The organism is Flagellimonas amphidinii (assembly GCF_013090115.1).
Lineage (GTDB): Bacteria > Bacteroidota > Bacteroidia > Flavobacteriales > Flavobacteriaceae > Flagellimonas > Flagellimonas amphidinii.
Window position 1 is genome coordinate 231243 of record NZ_JABFNN010000031.1, and the last position, 17486, is coordinate 248728.

General features: G+C 37.8%; 15 protein-coding genes. 11 read left to right on the forward strand and 4 right to left on the reverse strand.

Translation table 11 applies throughout. The annotated features are described in order from the left end of the window. Positions 1–13 precede the first annotated feature (13 nt). Positions 14–1015 (forward strand): type I glyceraldehyde-3-phosphate dehydrogenase, encoded by a 1002-nt coding sequence (gene gap, locus HJC33_RS09505; RefSeq protein ID WP_171658583.1) that lies wholly within the window; start codon positions 14–16, stop codon positions 1013–1015. A gap of 79 nt (positions 1016–1094) precedes the next feature. Further along, on the forward strand, positions 1095–1946 hold the full coding sequence (locus HJC33_RS09510; protein WP_171658584.1) for an N-acetylglucosamine kinase: 852 nt from the start codon (positions 1095–1097) through the stop codon (positions 1944–1946). On the opposite strand, the gene HJC33_RS09515 is transcribed toward HJC33_RS09510, so the two are convergent. Together HJC33_RS09515 and HJC33_RS09520 are read right to left on the reverse strand one after the other, a co-directional pair. After that, positions 1939–2319, reverse strand: a complete 381-nt coding sequence (locus HJC33_RS09515; RefSeq protein ID WP_171658585.1) for a RidA family protein — start codon at positions 2317–2319, stop codon at positions 1939–1941. The genes HJC33_RS09510 and HJC33_RS09515 overlap by 8 nt on opposite strands. A 51-nt stretch (positions 2320–2370) precedes the next feature. After that, positions 2371–5058 carry a putative LPS assembly protein LptD gene (locus HJC33_RS09520; RefSeq protein ID WP_171658586.1) on the reverse strand — a complete coding sequence of 896 codons (2688 nt, stop codon included), beginning with the start codon at positions 5056–5058 and terminating at the stop codon, positions 2371–2373. A gap of 130 nt (positions 5059–5188) precedes the next feature. On the opposite strand from HJC33_RS09520, the gene HJC33_RS09525 reads away from it, so the two are divergent. From HJC33_RS09525 to HJC33_RS09565, 9 genes are all read left to right on the forward strand, one after another. Then, positions 5189–6376 carry an N-acetylmuramoyl-L-alanine amidase family protein gene (locus HJC33_RS09525; protein ID WP_171658587.1) on the forward strand — a complete coding sequence of 396 codons (1188 nt, stop codon included), beginning with the start codon at positions 5189–5191 and terminating at the stop codon, positions 6374–6376. A 69-nt stretch (positions 6377–6445) separates the two neighbouring features. Next, on the forward strand, positions 6446–7408 hold the full coding sequence (locus HJC33_RS09530) for an MlaD family protein (protein WP_171658588.1): 963 nt from the start codon (positions 6446–6448) through the stop codon (positions 7406–7408). A gap of 3 nt (positions 7409–7411) precedes the next feature. After that, on the forward strand, positions 7412–8734 hold the full coding sequence (locus tag HJC33_RS09535) for a 4Fe-4S dicluster domain-containing protein (RefSeq protein ID WP_171658589.1): 1323 nt from the start codon (positions 7412–7414) through the stop codon (positions 8732–8734). A gap of 9 nt (positions 8735–8743) precedes the next feature. Further along, positions 8744–9529, forward strand: a complete 786-nt coding sequence (locus HJC33_RS09540; protein WP_171658590.1) for a (Fe-S)-binding protein — start codon at positions 8744–8746, stop codon at positions 9527–9529. Position 9530: 1 nt separating this feature from the next. Next, the gene (locus HJC33_RS09545; RefSeq protein WP_171658591.1) at positions 9531–10013 is read left to right on the forward strand and encodes an ABC transporter ATPase; all 483 of its coding nucleotides are present in this window, start codon (positions 9531–9533) and stop codon (positions 10011–10013) included. Positions 10014–10105: 92 nt separating this feature from the next. Continuing rightward, entirely contained in the window at positions 10106–13018 is a 2913-nt protein-coding gene (locus HJC33_RS09550; protein WP_171658592.1) for a glycoside hydrolase family 3 N-terminal domain-containing protein, read from the forward strand. A 29-nt stretch (positions 13019–13047) separates the two neighbouring features. Next, entirely contained in the window at positions 13048–14190 is a 1143-nt protein-coding gene (gene bshA / locus HJC33_RS09555) for an N-acetyl-alpha-D-glucosaminyl L-malate synthase BshA (protein ID WP_171658593.1), read from the forward strand. Between the two features lie 3 nt (positions 14191–14193). Then, complete coding sequence (locus HJC33_RS09560) at positions 14194–14655, forward strand: hypothetical protein (protein ID WP_171658594.1); 462 nt, start codon at positions 14194–14196, stop codon at positions 14653–14655. 116 nt (positions 14656–14771) lie between these two features. Then, complete coding sequence (locus tag HJC33_RS09565) at positions 14772–15950, forward strand: OmpA family protein (protein ID WP_171658595.1); 1179 nt, start codon at positions 14772–14774, stop codon at positions 15948–15950. Positions 15951–16013: 63 nt separating this feature from the next. Here the strand turns inward: HJC33_RS09565 and HJC33_RS09570 are convergent, their stop codons facing one another. Continuing rightward, positions 16014–16655: an acetyltransferase gene (locus HJC33_RS09570; protein WP_171658596.1), complete on the reverse strand. Its 642-nt coding sequence runs from the start codon at positions 16653–16655 to the stop codon at positions 16014–16016. Then, entirely contained in the window at positions 16648–17265 is a 618-nt protein-coding gene (locus HJC33_RS09575) for a sugar transferase (RefSeq protein WP_171658597.1), read from the reverse strand. The genes HJC33_RS09570 and HJC33_RS09575 overlap by 8 nt, the downstream gene beginning before the upstream one ends. Positions 17266–17486: the final 221 nt, after the last annotated feature.

Genomic DNA, 17486 nt, shown 5'->3' on the forward strand with positions numbered 1-17486 from the left:
AAATACATTTAAAATGTCAAATTTGAAAATAGGAATTAACGGATTCGGTAGAATTGGAAGATTGGTGTTCAGGGCTACCGTCCAGAGAGATAACGTAGATGTTGTTGCCATCAATGATTTGTTGGATGTAGAGCATCTTGCATATTTGTTGGAGTACGATTCTGTACACGGTAAATTTGATGGTACTGTTGAAGTAAAGGATGGTAATTTGATTGTTAATGGAAATACAATCAGAGTTACTGCAGAGCGTGACCCTAAAAACCTAAAATGGGACGAGGTTGGTGCTGAAATCGTGGCAGAATGTACAGGTATTTTCACCACTTTGGAAATGGCTCAATATCATATTGATGGAGGAGCTAAAAAAGTTGTTATTTCGGCTCCATCCAAAGATGCGCCTATGTTCGTAATGGGTGTTAACCACCAAGATGTAAAAGCATCAGATACAATTATTTCCAATGCATCTTGTACCACTAACTGTCTTGCACCGTTGGCAAAGGTCCTTGATGATAACTTTGGAATTGAAGAAGGTTTGATGACCACGGTTCACGCTACTACTGCTACGCAATTGACAGTGGATGGTCCATCCAAAAAAGATTATAGAGGTGGTAGAAGTGCTCTATTGAACATTATTCCTGCTTCAACAGGTGCTGCTAAAGCGGTTACCAAAGTAATTCCTGCTCTAGTAGGGAAGTTAACGGGAATGGCTTTTAGAGTACCTACTGCTGATGTGTCTGTTGTTGACTTGACTGTTAGATTGGAAAAAGAAACTTCTTACGAAGAAATCAAGAAAGCTTTTCAAGATGCTTCTGAAGGTGAATTGGCAGGAATTTTGGGTTACACCGAAGAGGCTGTTGTTTCTCAAGATTTTGTTGGCGACACCAGAACCAGCATTTTTGACGCAGGTGCAGGAATCGAATTGAATTCCAAGTTTTTCAAAGTAGTATCTTGGTACGATAATGAAACAGGATACTCGAATAAATTAGTGGATTTGGCATTGTACGCCGCTAGCTTATAATTTAGTACCTTACTATACAACTAATTCCAAGGCAGGGTTTTTCCCCTTGCCTTGGTTCCAACCATAAAACTTACTGATTATGATATTGATTGTGGATAGTGGTGCCACTAAATCAGATTGGATTGCCCTGGATAATAAGGGAGAAAAACTATTTCTTACCCAAACTTTAGGATTAAGCCCAGAAGTGCTTACGAGAGAGGTGATAGAAGATCGATTGGCAAACAATTTTGAGCTTTCTAAGAATAGGGAGAAAGTCAGTCAGTTATATTTTTATGGTGCAGGATGCGGTACTGACCGTATGAAAAATTTCCTTAAAGATATTTTTAAGGACTTTTTTCCTAATGCCAAAGCAGATGTTAGGGAAGATACCTATGCTGCAATTTATTCTACCACCAAAATTGGTTCGCAAGGCATTGTTTGTATTTTGGGAACAGGGTCAAACTGCAGCTATTATGATGGTCATCAATTGTTTCAAAAAGTCACTTCACTTGGCTATATTTTGATGGATGATGGAAGTGGTAACTTTTTCGGAAGAAAATTGTTAAGGGATTATTATTACCACAAAATGCCTCAGGATTTGGGGATTAAGTTTGCCAAAGAATACAATTTAGATGCCGATGTCATCAAAGAAAATCTGTACAAACAACCCAATCCAAACACCTATTTGGCAACATTTGCCCGTTTCATTATTGAAAACAAGGAACACCCATATTGCAAAGGCGTAATAGAAAAAGGCCTACAACAATTCGTAAACAATTACATTATGCAATTTGAGTTGGCCACCAAAGTTCCTATTAGCTTTGTGGGTAGTATTGCACACTTTTTGAAAGATGAGCTTGCTACGGTATTAGAGCGCAACGATTTGATTTTGGGGGTAATTCGGCGTCGTCCTATTGAAGGACTGGTAGAATTTCATCAGCAAACTATTTAACGGCAATCATAGATATTTCCACATTGACAAATTTGGGGAGATTGGCAACTTCCACAGTTTCTCTGGCAGGAGCCGTATCTGAATTGAAATAGCTTCCGTATACCTCATTTACCTCTGAAAATTGGTTCATATCCTTCAGGAAAATTGATGTTTTGACTACATTTTCAAAAGTCATTTGTGCTTCTTCCAAAATGGCTTTTAGATTTTCCATGGACTGTTGGGCCTCTTTTTTAATATCACCCTCAACAAGAGAACCGGTAGATGGGTCAATCGGGATTTGTCCTGAAATATAAAGGGTGTCTTTTATAAGTACGGCTTGGTTATATGGCCCTATGGGTGCCGGAGCTTTTGGAGTGTTGATGATTTCTTTCATGTGATTGTGATTATTGTGGTTTGAAGATATCAAAATATTCAAAAATAAATATCACCTTCCTGTAAAAGGTTGACTTCTATTTTCCCATTTAATATCACTAAGAATAGAGCTTTTGATTCCGATGAAGAAGTACCATCTTTCAAACCTTCCAAATGGTGTCCAATCAAAGCTCAACCTGAAACTGTCCAAATCCCGCTTAAAGTTGAAACGTGTATCGGCAAATCCCTTGTTTTTAATGTCATAACCAGAGTTGAATCCAACTTCCCATTTGGGCGTGAGTTTAATGTTCCCAGAAAACATTAAGGAGTGGTTGGTGATTTCTTTCTGGCGATTTGAATTGTTGTATGTGGCAACGTAAGTCAACCTCATGTCCCAGGGAAGTTCATTCGCATACAAAGGACTTTCCTCATCTTTTTCCTCTTCTTCATCTTTTTGGAAAAAAGAATCCCTTTCCGTGCCTGTGTCCATCTCAAAGGGGTTTGCTCCGTAATCTCTTTGTTGCTCTTCCGCACGGCCACCTTTCTTAGCTCCTTTTTTGAACATATCGCTTTTTAGGGAAAAACCAGTATTGATCCTTGCGGAAGTCAATCGAAACAATCCACCACCATTATTAATATTAAAGGTGTTGATTCTTGTACCATTGTTATCGATGGCATAGGGGTCAAATGTTGCTGAAAAGTTGATTGGCACGTTTCTAATGATTTCAGTTGCGCCACTCATGCTAATTGGACTCAATTTTAAAGAATCAGCTTCAAAATTATAGCTGGTTCCAAATGTCAAATTGCTTAGTATTTTCACCTTTCTTGGCTCGGTAGCTGTTGAGTCTTTGTCCCTTACTTTGGCTTCAAGTGAGTTTTGCAATGAAAAATTTAAAGAGCTTCCTTTTGTCAGGGAAGGTCTACCGTAAATACTGGTTTCAAAAGGGGTATATTGTACTTCATCGCCATCACCATCCACATAGCTTTCATAAAACTGTTCAAAGGATGGGGTGTAACTATATCCAATGGATGGACTCATCACGTGGCGGATAGCCTGTATCTTTTTATCCTCGCCAAAGTTGAAGGTACCATAAACAGTTGTTCCAATGCTAGTGCTAAAATTGTACCTATTAAAACGTTCAAAACCTGGAATAGTATCTGTAACTACTTCCTCCGCTTCTTGGTCATAACTCCTTCTAATGGTTTCCAAAGTCCAAATATCCTCATAGGTTGTGCTGGTACTAACACTCAGGTATTTGGCAATTTTGAAGTTGGTGCTGATAGGTATCCTGTGCCTAGCACCTATTCTAGCATCTTCAAACATTTTGCTGGTAAAAAAGTCTTCTTCGGTGGTTGTAATGCTATTTTGGGCATTAACGTCATACTGAAAATTGGTGTTTTGTATCAACCCCTTTTTAATGCCATCTCTTTTAGCAAAGGGAAAAATACGTTCCATACTGGCTTGAAAAGTTGGCAAGGACATATTTATGGCTTGTGTCCTTGAGTTTTGTGTGTGGGTTAGCGTTAAACTGGTATTTACAGAGGGATAAGCAGGAAATGTTTTGGAATAACTTATAGAGGAAGCAAAAGTATTGGTTTGCGAATTGTTCCTGTTGATTTGATTCAATGAATTGGTGAAAAACTGACTACTACCTAGATTTACTGAAGCCGAAAAACGCGAATTAGGGCTTGCTTTTGAATCCTGGGAATGCTGTATCCGGATATTGTAATTACTGGTTCTGCTAAAATCATCAAAACCTTTTTGACTTCGAATAAGATTTTCATAGCTAATATTTATTCCACCTCTGAATTTGTATCGCTTAGCATAATCTGATCGTACTTTGAACCCGTAACTGCCATTGGTATAAAAGTCCCCGGTAACACTTATGTCTGCATAATCACTTATAGGTAAATAGTATCCTCCGTTTTGTAAAAAGTAGCCCCTTTGGGGATCATTTCCAAAAGTAGGAAAGAGCAAACCAGGGGCTCTACCTGTAGTAAGTGGAAAATAGGCAAAAGGAAGTGCAATAGGCGTAGGGACGTTCACAATGTACATATTACTATACCCAGCAATAATTTTCTTCTTAGGGACAAACTTTGCTTTACGGATTCTAATATGGTAGTCTGGGTCTGCTGTATCTTTTGAAGTGGTCAACTTGCCCTCACTTAAAAAGTAAACCGAATCGTTCTCCTTTTTCGTGATTTCAGCATAAACTTTCATGGCATCACTGCCCAATTGTCCCAAACCTGCTTCCTGTTCGGTTCTGGAGTTCCAAATAAGCGCTTTTTGCGTGTCAAAATTAAAACGAATGGAATCTGGCCTTACCTCATTGGTTCCCTGTTTAAAATAAGGTAACTGGGAATAGGCTCCTGTGGAATCACGCATTCGCCCTGCGTACACTTCATTTTTAACATAATCCATTACAATGACACCAGCTTTGAGTTCAGTATCTTGGTAATAAATTTCGGCCTCATCATACAGGTAGATTTTATTGTCTTTTTGACTTAATCTTACATAATCTTTGGCTTTGTATTTGATTTTATCAAGTAGAAGAGGCTGTTTATTAGAGGAAGAATCCACTTCAACAGAATCAACAACAATGGAATCATTTAGTATGTTTGGAGGCAATAAAGGAGCGGTAATACTATCTTGAATCGCCTTGATGGGTAAAGGCGTAATCGGGTCTTCCTGAGCCACTAACGAAGCACTGCTACAAAGGAGAACAAATAGGAAAACTAAAAAGTGTTTATTTGATTGCAACGCGATAAATCCTATTTTTGTGCTAGTTTGGCCCAGTTTTTGGCTTCAAACTTACATATATTTTTTGTTCTGATTATTGGGGATTACAATATTTTTAACCATTCCAGGACACTCTAATTGATAAGTTCTTATGAATAAAAGTTGGTTAACATTTTTAGTTTTTCTGTTTACAATCCCAACATTGATTTCATTTACCAAGAATTATTCCGAAGTACCCCCCAAGGATAAATTTGTGGTTGTTTTGGATGCGGGACATGGGGGTCACGATCCAGGCAATTTGGGAAATGGTTACCTTGAAAAAAGTATTGCTTTGGCCATTGTACTGGAGACAGGCAAGGAATTGGAAAAAAATCCTGATGTAAAAGTAGTCTACACTCGAAAGGATGACACTTTTGTGGATTTATTCAAACGTGGTGAGATAGCCAATCAAGCAAATGCTGATCTTTTTGTTTCCGTTCATTGCGATTCGCACAATTCTGATGCATATGGTGCTGGAACCTTTGTGTTGGGATTGCATGCCAATCGGCAGAACTTTGAAGTTGCCAAAAAGGAAAACTCTGTAATTTACTTGGAGGATGATTATGAGCAACGATATGCGGAATATGATATTAACTCCCCGGAATCCATCATTGGATTGACCATAATGCAAGAAGAATTTTTGGATCAGAGTATTTTGTTGGGCAAGAAGCTTCAGGATAACTTCACCAAAAAGTTAAAACGAAAAGATAGAAAGGTAAAACAAGCAGGATTCATTGTGCTGCACCAGACTTTTATGCCAAGTGTTTTGATAGAGGCCGGTTTTTTGACCAATAAGAATGAAGGTGGTTATCTTAATTCGAAAAAGGGCCAACAGGAAATGGGAAGGGCCATTGCCAGTGCAGTTTTAGCCTATAAAGAAGACATAAGATCAAGTATTGGTCAAAATACTGTACCTGTGGAAGATACCAAGGTGAAAGTTGACATCCCTATAAAAGATAAAAAAGAAGAAGTTAGAGTTGCGGAGAATGCTCAAGAGAAAACACAACCCATAAGAAATACTGTTTCTAAAAGCACAACATCCAATAATGGAGTGGTTTTCAAAGTTCAGTTGTTGGCCAGTGCTAAGAATATCCCTTTAAAAAAGGAAAATTTTAATGGATTGGATGAATTGTCCAAAGAACCTTATAAGAATTTGTTCCGGTATATGTATGGCAATGCAAATTCCATGGATAAGGCCAAACAGCTTAAGGAACAAGCCAATGCCAGAGGATATTCAACATCTTATATTGTAGCTTACAAGAATGGAAAAAGGATATCCATTAAGGAAGCTCTTAAATAGGAATGAAAATCCACTGACCCGCTTGTCAAAAATATTTCTAATTTTGTTTTTAACCATAAAAAGAAACTCTTGAAACTAACCAGGGAAGTCAAAACTGGGATTATAGTACTAGCTGGAATTGTAGCTCTTATTTTTGGGTTGAACTATCTAAAATCCTCTCCTTTTTTCGAAAACAATAAAACATTTTATGCTGTTTACAGTCATGTCGGCGGTTTGCAGCCAGGTACTCAGGTTTCCATTAATGGCCTCAATGTTGGTAATGTCCAAAGCATACGTTTCTTGGATAGTTCAGGTAAATTAGTGGTCACTTTTACTGTAGGGAAAGACTTTGATTTTTCAAAGAATAGTGTTGCGGAGCTGTATGATACAGGAATTATCGGCGGAAAGGGCATCCAAATTAATCCTGTTTTTGACAAGGCTCCCAATGCTCAATCTGGCGACACATTGACTTCAAACATAAAACCAGGAATTACAGAATTGGTTCAGCAAAAATTAACTCCTTTACAAATGAAGGTTGAGGGCGCAGTTTCCCATGCAGATACCCTTTTGATGAACGTTAATGAAATTTTGGATGAACCTACAAAGAGAGATTTGAAACTAGCTATTGGAACGCTCAATGAAGTTGTGACCTCTTTTAAAGGAAGTGCGGACAAGTTGAACTTGCTTCTGGAAAACAATAAAGAACAACTGGACAGTTCACTGAAGAATGTGGATAACATCACTTCCAATTTCTCTAAACTTTCAGATTCATTGGCCAACGCTGGATTGGCCCAGACCGTATCTGATTTTCAAACCACTGTTGAAAGCTTGAACACAATACTGTCAAAAATTGAGAAAGGCGAAGGCACTTTGGGTAAATTGACCCATGATGAAGAATTGTACAACAACCTAAGTGAGGTTTCACGTGAATTGGATTTGTTGCTACAGGATTTCAGACTTAACCCAAAACGTTATGTCAACGTTTCTGTTTTCGGAAAAAAGCAGAAAGATTACGAACTTCCTGAAAATGACCCAGCACAAAAACAAGATTAATTTATGGAATATCTACCCAATATACTTTTTGTAATTGCTCTGGTTTTTGGAATAGGTTTTTTTGCCAGAAATGTCAAAAAATTATCCAGAAACATCAAATTGGGCAAAAAGGTAGATGTTAGTGATAATAAGCCTCAACGTTGGAAGAACATGATTAGGATTGCATTAGGGCAGTCCAAAATGGTGGTTAGGCCAATAGCTGGTCTCCTTCATATTTTGGTTTATGTGGGTTTTGTTATCATCAATATTGAGGTGCTGGAAATTATTTTGGATGGTATTTTAGGGACACACAGATTATTTGCTCCTTTGGGACCCATCTACGATTTTCTTATAGGGTCTTTTGAAGTTTTGGCACTATTGGTCATCGTATCGGTGGTGATTTTTTGGATTCGAAGAAATATTATTCGACTACAAAGATTCATCAAACCAGAAATGAAAGGATGGCCCAAGCAAGATGGTAATATGATCTTGTACATCGAATTGGTATTGATGCTACTGTTTTTAACGATGAATGCTGCCGATTTTCAACTACAGCAGTTAGGAGCCGACCATTATACCAAAGCTGGAGCTTTTCCCGTAAGTCAGTTTATAGTTCCATTGATAGATGGTCTTTCACAATCTACATTAATACTGGTAGAACGCACTGCATGGTGGTTGCACATTTTGGGCATATTAACCTTTTTGAACTATTTGTACTATTCCAAACATTTGCACATACTTTTGGCATTCCCCAATACCTATTATGGAAAAATAAAGCCGCAGGGGCAGTTTAATAATTTGGAGGCAGTGACCAATGAGGTCAAATTAATGATGGATCCATCTGCAGACCCTTTTGCTACCCCAGCTGAAGACACACCCGAACCTGAAAAATTTGGTGCTTCCGATGTTATGGATTTGAACTGGGTGCAATTACTCAATGCATATACCTGTACGGAATGTGGCCGATGTACTTCGGAATGTCCGGCCAATCAGACAGGAAAGAAACTTTCTCCACGTAAAATCATGATGGATACCCGTGATCGACTTGAAGAAGTCGGTAAAATCATGGATGCCAACAAAGGAGAATTTGTTCCGGACGGGAAACAACTGTTAGATGATTATATCAGTCGGGAGGAACTATGGGCTTGCACAACTTGTAATGCATGTGTTCAGGCCTGTCCTGTAAGTATAGATCCGCTTTCTATTATTGTGGAGATGCGTAGGTTTTTGGTGATGGAACAATCAGCTGCTCCCACAGAACTGAACAATATGATGTCCAATATTGAGAATAATGGCGCTCCGTGGCCATACAATCAAATGGATAGACTAAATTGGGTAAACGAATAATCTTAAGCTATGAGCGAACAAATTCAAGTTAAAACCATGGCAGAATTTATGGCTGAAGGAAAGCAGCCAGAGATATTGTTTTGGGTAGGTTCTGCTGGTAGTTATGACGACAGGGCCAAAAAGATTTCTAGGGCATTTGTGAAAATACTCAACAAAGCCAATGTGGAATTTGCCGTTTTGGGATCGGAGGAAAGTTGTACAGGTGATGTGGCAAAACGAGCAGGGAATGAGTTTTTGTTCCAAATGCAGGCCATGATGAATATTGAAGTGCTGAATGGCTATGAGATAAAACGCATTGTTACCTGTGACCCACATTCTTTTAATACTTTAAAGAATGAATACCCAGGTCTTGGCGGTACCTATGAAGTGGTTCATCACACAGAATATATTAAAGAGCTATTGGATAATGGACGTTTGTCGCTTGAAGGTAAAGTCTATAAGGAAAAACGAATTACATTTCACGATCCATGTTATTTAGGTCGTGCCAATGCCGTTTATGACGCTCCACGTGAAGTCTTAAAAAAGACCAATGCGGATATTATAGAGATGAAACGCCATAAAAAAACTGCTTTGTGTTGTGGTGCAGGAGGTGCCCAAATGTTCAAGGAGCCGGAAAAAGGGGATATGGATATCAATGTACTGCGCACAAAAGATGCCTTGGAGACCAATCCCAATATAATTGCTACAGGATGTCCTTATTGCAATACCATGATGACAGACGGAATTAAAGCCCACGAGAAAGAGGAAAGTGTTACCGTGTTGGATGTAGCTGAACTTATTGCAAATTCAATTTAAAATGTTAGTTGATTTTAGTGCCCTTCCCGATACTTCAAGAATATGGATATACCAATCCAATAGAAGTTTTACAGCTGAGGAACAAAAAGAGATAATAGCGTATTTGTCAAGTTTTTTACAACAATGGACCGCTCATGGCAGTGACTTGCATGCTGGTTTTGAAATAAAATACAATAGATTCATAATAATTGGACTGGATCAATCCAATGCCAGTGCCTCAGGATGTTCTATTGATGCTTCAGTACACTTTATCCAAACTTTGGAACAAAAATATGATGTTGTATTACTGGATAGAATGAATGTTTCTTTCAAACAAGGGGAATACATCGCCTACAAACCTTTGAAAGATTTTAAAAAGATGGCTAAGGACAAAGCCATTTCCAAAAATACCATTGTCTTCAATAATTTGGTTGCCAGTAAATTGGAATATTTAGAGAACTGGGAAGTTCCGGCAAGTGAAAGTTGGCACGCCAGATTTGTCTGACAAAAACCTTAAAATATCCTAATTTCAGTGCTTTCTTCGATGAAATGCAATATTTTTATCCTCAATAAGTTCATGTCCTAGACAAGATATTTATGTGGATAAACCTTTACATTCCCCTATTCTTATTTATATTTTTTACAGCAAAAGGTCAAAATAATCCTTTGATTGTTAAAGATTCTCTTGCACAATCTGCTTGGGTTGAAAATACCTATGAACAAATGAGCTTGGATGAAAGAATTGGGCAATTGTTCATGGTAAGTGTTGCCTCAAACCAAGGTGACACGGCAACAGATAAAATTACCCAGCTTATCCAAGAGCATGGTATTGGAGGTGTCATATTTTCCACTGGTGGCCCTGTGCGGCAAGCAAAGTTGACCAATGAGTATCAGACAAGTTCAAAAATTCCGTTATTGATCGGTATGGATGCTGAGTGGGGACTGGCCATGCGGCTAGATTCTACTTACGCTTTTCCTTGGAACATGACCTTGGGGGCTATTCAAAACAATAAGATTGTTGAGAAAGTGGGCCATCAAATAGGAATACACGCCAAAAGATTGGGAGTGCACATTAACTTTGCACCAGATATAGACGTTAATAACAATCCTCAAAACCCGATTATTGGCAATCGTTCCTTCGGTGAATCACCAGATAACGTAGCTCAAAAAGGAATTGCATTTGTTCAAGGTATGGAAAGTGCAGGAGTTTTGTCTTGTGGCAAGCATTTCCCAGGACATGGAGATACGGCCACAGATTCGCACAAGGCGTTGCCCATCATTAATTCTTCAAGAAAGGAACTGGATTCCATAGAATTATATCCGTTTAAAGAATTGGTCAATCATGGCTTGAGTTCCATGATGGTGGCCCATTTGGATGTTCCCAGTTTGGAAGATAGGTTAGGCCACCCTTCTTCACTTTCTGAAAGTATAATTTCTGGACTTTTAAAGGATGAGTTGGGATTTCAAGGGTTGGTTTTCACTGATGCTCTGAATATGAAAGCGGTTTCACAATTCGCCAATGAAGGAGAGGTGGAATTGGAAGCTTTTTTGGCAGGGAACGACATGCTTTTAATGCCCGAAGATGTTATCAAGGCAAAGCGTAAAATACTTGAAGCTTATGAACAAGGAGTCATTTCTGAAGATCGGATCGCTTATTCTGTGAAAAAAATATTGATGGCTAAGTACAAAGTGGGTTTAAACAACTATCAACCTGTTGCTTTAGAGCATCTGTATGAGGATTTAAATGGAATCGAAAACAATATCATCTACGAAGAAGCTATTGAAAATGCCATTACAGCAGTCAAAAACAATTTTTCATTGTTGCCCATCAAAAAATTGGAGAATAAGAAAATTGCCTATGTTCAATTTGGAGATGATACCGGGGCTACCTTTTTCAATACGTTGAATAGATATGCCAAGGTTACACAGATAAGTGCGAAAGATGCTGCTGGTTATCGAAACGGCTTGGCCAATTTTAATTTGGTCATTGTAGGCTTTCATAAGAATAACGCCAGTCCGTGGAAGGGCTATAAATTTTCTAAAAATGAGCTGTTTTGGTTAGAGGAAATCGCTAGAATGCGGACCAGCAATACCATATTGGCCCTGTTTGCCAAGCCCTATGCTCTTTCAGATGTGCTCAATTTTAATACTATGGATGCCGTGGTTATGGCATATCAAAACAGTACAATTGCCCAAGAAAAGGCCGCTGAGGTGATTTTTGGCGCGGTTGGAGCAAATGGAAAACTTCCAGTCTCTGCTCATGATGAGTTTCCGGTACATAGCGGAGTTCATTTGAAACCCTTGCAGCGTTTAGGATATAGTTTTCCAGAAAGAGTTGGATTAAATTCATCCAAATTGGCAAAAGTTGACAGTTTAATGCAGGTAGGATTGGATTCCTTGATGTTTCCAGGAGCGCAGGTCCTTATTGCAAAACAAGGAAAAGTAGTATATCAGAAGAACTTTGGAAAGCCAACATATACAACGGACAATTCTGTTAATGAAAATCATATATATGATTTGGCATCCTTGACCAAAATTCTTTCTACTTTACCATTACTGATGAAAATGGAAGAGGAAGGGAAGATAGCGCTGAATGATACCTTCAAGGATTTGATTCCAGAATATGAGGAAACCGAATTAAAAGATGTCACCGTTCTCAAAGCTTTGTCTCATTATGGGCGGCTTCCTGCGTGGATTGCTTTCTATATTGATACATTGACCAAAAACAGGAAACCGTCCCCTGATTTTTACCGGAATGTAGCGATGAGTGGATTTTCATACAAAGTGGCAGACAATTTATACTTAACCGATGCCTATAAAGATTCTATTTATAATAGAATTGGAAGACAAAAGCTGAAATCCAATCGATACCGCTATAGTGATGTTGCTTATTATGTATTCAAAAAATACATAGAGGAAACGTACGGAAGACCTATTGATGAACTGATAAGCGAGTTTCTGTACACTCCAATGGGTTTACAGCATACCATGTTTAATCCTCTTGACCGATTTTCAAAAGAAGAGATTGTCCCTTCGGAAGAAGATAATTATTATAGATATCAAACTGTGCAAGGCTATGTGCATGACATGGGTGCAGCTATGCAGGGCGGAGTAGGGGGGCATGCGGGACTGTTCAGTAATGCCAATGATGTGGCCAAAATTATGCAAATGTACCTTCAAGGGGGTATTTATGGAGGAGAGCGTTTTTTGGATGAACGAACCATAAAAAAATTCAACACGTGTTATTTCTGTCATAAAAATGTGAGGAGAGGGGTTGGTTTTGATAAACCTCAATTGGAAGAAAAAGGACCTACCTGCGGTTGCGTTTCAAGAAAAAGCTTTGGACATAGCGGTTTTACGGGGACTTATACTTGGGCTGACCCAGATGAAGAGCTGGTCTACGTGTTTTTATCGAACAGAACATTTCCTTCAGCAACCAATACTTTGTTGGTCAAATCTGGTTTACGGACAAGGATACAACAAGCTATTTATGATTCCATTATACATTAAAAAGCAAATATTGCTTTAGATTTGTTTTTATGAAAATAGCAATTGTATGTTACCCCACATTTGGAGGAAGTGGTGTTGTAGCCACTGAATTGGGAATCGCTTTGGCCGAAAGAGGGCATGAGATTCACTTTATAACCTACAAACAACCTGTACGTTTGGGACTTTTGGGCAACAATATTCATTTTCATGAAGTACACGTGCCTGAATATCCTCTTTTTCATTACCAACCTTATGAGCTTGCTTTGTCCAGCAAATTGGTGGATACTGTAAGAATGTACGGGATAGAGCTGTTACATGTACATTACGCTATTCCTCATGCATATGCGGGGTATATGGCCAAAAAAATGCTTCAGGAAGAAGGTATTTTTATTCCTATGATTACTACACTGCATGGTACGGATATTACCTTGGTAGGAAAACACCCTTTTTACAAACCTGCGGTCAACTTCAGCATTAATAAATCAGACGTGGTAACATCAGTTTCTGAAGCTTTGAAACAAAGCACTTTGGAAATTTTTGATATTGAAAAAGAAATAGAAGTCATTCCAAACTTTATTGATACCTCAAAATACAGCCAGGAATATACAGATTGTCAACGTACGTTGATGGCCAATGATGATGAACGTATCGTTACACACATCAGTAATTTTAGAAAGGTTAAACGTATTCCAGATGTAATAAAGATTTTCTATCGTATTCAAAAAGAAATTCCAGCTAAACTGATTATGGTCGGAGAGGGGCCAGAGAAAGAATATGCCGAACAACTTTGTGATGATCTTGATATTAAAGAAAGAGTACTTTTCTTGGGCAATAGCACTGAGATAGACAGAATCTTGTGTTTTTCTGATTTGTTCTTACTGCCATCAGAATCTGAAAGTTTTGGATTGGCGGCCTTGGAAGCCATGATAAATAAAGTGGCCGTAGTTTCGAGTAATATTGGAGGAATTCCGGAGGTGAACAAAGAAGGCATTTCTGGTTTCTTGTCTGATGTAGGAGATGTTGAGGATATGGCAGTAAAAGCCCTGAAAATACTAAGAGATGAGGGTACACTTGAAAAGTTCAAGGAAAATGCTTTCAAAACAGCTTCAAAGTTTGATATAGTTCATATATTGCCTATATATGAAGAGGTTTATGAAAAAGCCTATAAGTCAAGATTCAAGAATACCTATTGATTTGTGAAACAAATTCTGCTCATAACATTTGCATGTTTGCTTTCTTGTAAAGCCCAAAAAGAAGGGCAATCAATTTCTGGTGAGGAAATGAAAGATTTAGTTCTAATTGCACAAGATCATTATAGTGGCATTTTGGAATACGATACCCAAGTGATCAAGGATGCCAAATCTTTGCATAAATTCTATGCTCAAATCAATAAAACCAGAAAACCTGGACTTCCTGTTCCTGTAATTGACTTTTCCAAAGAAACAGTCATAGTTATCTGTATGGGGCAACAAAAAGGTGAAATAGAGCCTAAATTATCCAAAACCGAAGAATCTGAGAGCAACATAATTATCGCAGTGGAGTTGCTCAAAAATAATGACTTCAAAAAAGATGTGAATGCATCGATATTCCATTCTTTTTATGTGTACAAAATCCCAAATACTTCCAAGAAAATAGATTTTCAAAAATTAGGATGGTAGCTCAGATTTTCACCCTATTTTTACTTCTTATCGAAAATTGAGGCACTTGAAAGTGCAAAATTCAGCTTTAGGAAAGGTTGACATAGCTTTGTTGGAGCAAATCTCAAATCTTGCTTATGAAAACTTTAAAACTGGTCGTATTGGCAGTGGTAATGAACTTCTCATCATTCATTTTTGCCCAAGAAATTGAATTAACGAAAAAAGACAGTATTGTCCAAAGTTTCTGGTTGGTTACAGTAGGAACCAACATGGTGGACGATTCTGGTGATGAATTTGGAGAGTTGTTCGACTTTAGTGAAGGTTGGAACATGGTTCCATTCCCGTCCAGAGTAAGTGTTGGGCGATATTTCAAGAATGGTCTTGGATTAGAAGCCATAGGAACATACAACAGATATAATGAAGGAAAAATAGTTGATAATGCAGTAAACCCAGAGGATAGAGACTATTTTGGCGTAGATTTTAGGGTTAGCTATGACCTTAATATGATTCTGGGTGAAACGGGCTTTTTTGATCCATATATTGGGATAGGTGCAGGTTATACAGATGCTAATAACCAAGGTAGGGGTACATATAACGCGGTGGTAGGTTTTAGGACTTGGTTTTCTGAGCATTGGGGATTGGATTTCAGTTCTACAGGTAAATGGACTATGGATACTGAAAATTCTACTAACCATGTTCAACATGCTGTTGGAGTTGCCTATAGATTTGAGGTTGAAAAGGGATTATCCAGAAAAGGAGAAGAAAAACTTGCTTTATTGCAAGAAATAGAAGAGGAACAAAAGAAACTCCAAGATTCAATTGCTGCTCAAGAAAAGGCTGATGAGGAAGCAAGATTGTTGGCGGAACGTGTGAAAAAAGAAAAAGAAGCTGCTGAATTGGCGGCATCGGAAAAAGCAAAAAAAGAAGCAGAACATGCACGTAGGGCTGTAATTAAATCTAAGCTAAATGATTTGGGTAATGTATATTTTAAATTGAACTCGTCGTATTTGACTTCTAGAGATAAAGAACTGTTGGATAAGTTGGTGGCAGTTATGAAAGACGAAACCGATCTTGTAATTAAAGTAAGTTCCCATACTGATTCTAGGGGGACTGATAAATATAACCAATGGTTGTCACAGAGAAGAGGGGAACGTACGGTAGAGTATGTGATTTCAAAAGCTATAGCTAAAGATAGAATTAGTTTTGAAGCATTTGGGGAAACTAAACTGGTTAATGAATGTGATGACAATGTTCCATGTTCAGAAGAGAAACATTCGAAGAATAGAAGATCAGAATTTCAGATTATTAAGTATTAAATTAGGTTTTTGGTAAACAAAAAGCCAGGCACAATGCCTGGCTTTTTTTGTCAATAGTAAAATTTATTTCTTCGGAAGTGCTCTACCTGGATTACCTACCATAGTGGAATTAGGTTCCACACTCCTAATAATCACACTTCCAGCACCAATAAGACTATCTTTTCCAATTTTCCCTATACTGGACATGATAGTAGCGCCAATACCAACATAAACATAATCTTCCAACTCTAAATTGGCGCCTACATTAACACCAGAAGACATAAATACTCCATTTCCAATAATTACATGATGACCTATAGTTGAGGACATATTGACCATGAAAAAATCCCCAATTTTAGTATGAGGCATTACAATACTTCCAGGAAGCATATAATTGGCTTCTCCCATATGAGTATCAGGACCTATACATGAAGTATGATGAAAAAAGCTAGGAATATCATATCCCATTTTTTTACATTCTGATAAATATTTTTCTCGTATGCGATTATTGCCAATAGGGCAGTAAACATTTTGGGCGAGTTGTTTTATTTTATTTCTGTTCAAATCTTCAAAAGTGCCAACAATGGGTATATTGAGAATACTTTTTCCGTATAGAGCTTCATTGTCATCAATAAAACCAACTACTTCTATTCCCGCTTCAGCAAGATAAGATGCGTAGATTTGTCCGTGAGTTCCGGCTCCTATGATAAGGGATTTTTTACTCATTTTCAGTGTTGTTGCCAGTGAAGGGTACCATGCCCACAGTATCACCACTGTCAATATCTTTTCTCAGTAGTACTTTTTGTAAGGTAAGAAGCATGACTTTAAGATCAGTTAAGAATGATACGTTGTCAACATACCAAATATCCAATTCAAATCGTTTTTGCCAAGATATAGAATTTCTACCATTGACTTGCGCCCAACCTGTTACTCCAGGTTTTACCAAGTGCCTTTTTCTCTGTTCCTCATTGTAAAGAGGTAAGTATTTGAGCAACAAGGGTCTCGGCCCAATGAGACTCATTTCTCCCTTTAGGACATTAAATAGCTGAGGTAATTCGTCTAATGAGGTTTTTCTGATGAACTTTCCAATTTTTGTTATGCGCAAATGGTTGGGTAATAATTCTCCATTTTCATCCTTTTTGTCGTTCATAGACTTGAATTTTACCAGTTTGAACAAATCTTCATTCTTACCAGGTCTTATCTGAAAAAAGAATGGCTTCCCATTATTAGAAAAGTAAAGAATTATCATCAGAATGATGATGACTGGGGAGGCTATACAAATTATTGAAAATGAAACAAATACATCAAATAACCTTTTCAGGAATAGGCGGTACATATTTGAGTCTTTTAGGTTAGGCCGTAAAAATCAAACAAAATTATCACATATAAAAACATCTTGCAGAATTTGTCGATGTTCTGCATGAGAAATGTAATTCTAACACAATTCAAAACTAAATAAGTATTCAGTCATAGTATTTTTTTGCGTTTTATCGATAATTTGTTTTTAAATAACCAGTTGTTTTTCAGTACCTATAACTTTGTTATAGTTAGCACTAC

Bases quoted from the DNA above. Each gene is read 5' to 3' on its own strand.
- gap (WP_171658583.1), top strand. From the start codon at position 14: ATGTCAAATTTGAAAATAGGAATTAACGGATTCGGTAGAATTGGAAGA.
- HJC33_RS09510 (WP_171658584.1), top strand. From the start codon at position 1,095: ATGATATTGATTGTGGATAGTGGTGCCACTAAATCAGATTGGATTGCC.
- HJC33_RS09515 (WP_171658585.1), bottom strand. From the start codon at position 2,319: ATGAAAGAAATCATCAACACTCCAAAAGCTCCGGCACCCATAGGGCCA.
- HJC33_RS09525 (WP_171658587.1), top strand. From the start codon at position 5,189: ATGAATAAAAGTTGGTTAACATTTTTAGTTTTTCTGTTTACAATCCCA.
- HJC33_RS09535 (WP_171658589.1), top strand. From the start codon at position 7,412: ATGGAATATCTACCCAATATACTTTTTGTAATTGCTCTGGTTTTTGGA.
- HJC33_RS09540 (WP_171658590.1), top strand. From the start codon at position 8,744: ATGAGCGAACAAATTCAAGTTAAAACCATGGCAGAATTTATGGCTGAA.
- HJC33_RS09545 (WP_171658591.1), top strand. From the start codon at position 9,531: ATGTTAGTTGATTTTAGTGCCCTTCCCGATACTTCAAGAATATGGATA.
- HJC33_RS09550 (WP_171658592.1), top strand. From the start codon at position 10,106: ATGTGGATAAACCTTTACATTCCCCTATTCTTATTTATATTTTTTACA.
- bshA (WP_171658593.1), top strand. From the start codon at position 13,048: ATGAAAATAGCAATTGTATGTTACCCCACATTTGGAGGAAGTGGTGTT.
- HJC33_RS09565 (WP_171658595.1), top strand. From the start codon at position 14,772: ATGAAAACTTTAAAACTGGTCGTATTGGCAGTGGTAATGAACTTCTCA.
- HJC33_RS09570 (WP_171658596.1), bottom strand. From the start codon at position 16,655: ATGAGTAAAAAATCCCTTATCATAGGAGCCGGAACTCACGGACAAATC.
- HJC33_RS09575 (WP_171658597.1), bottom strand. From the start codon at position 17,265: ATGTACCGCCTATTCCTGAAAAGGTTATTTGATGTATTTGTTTCATTT.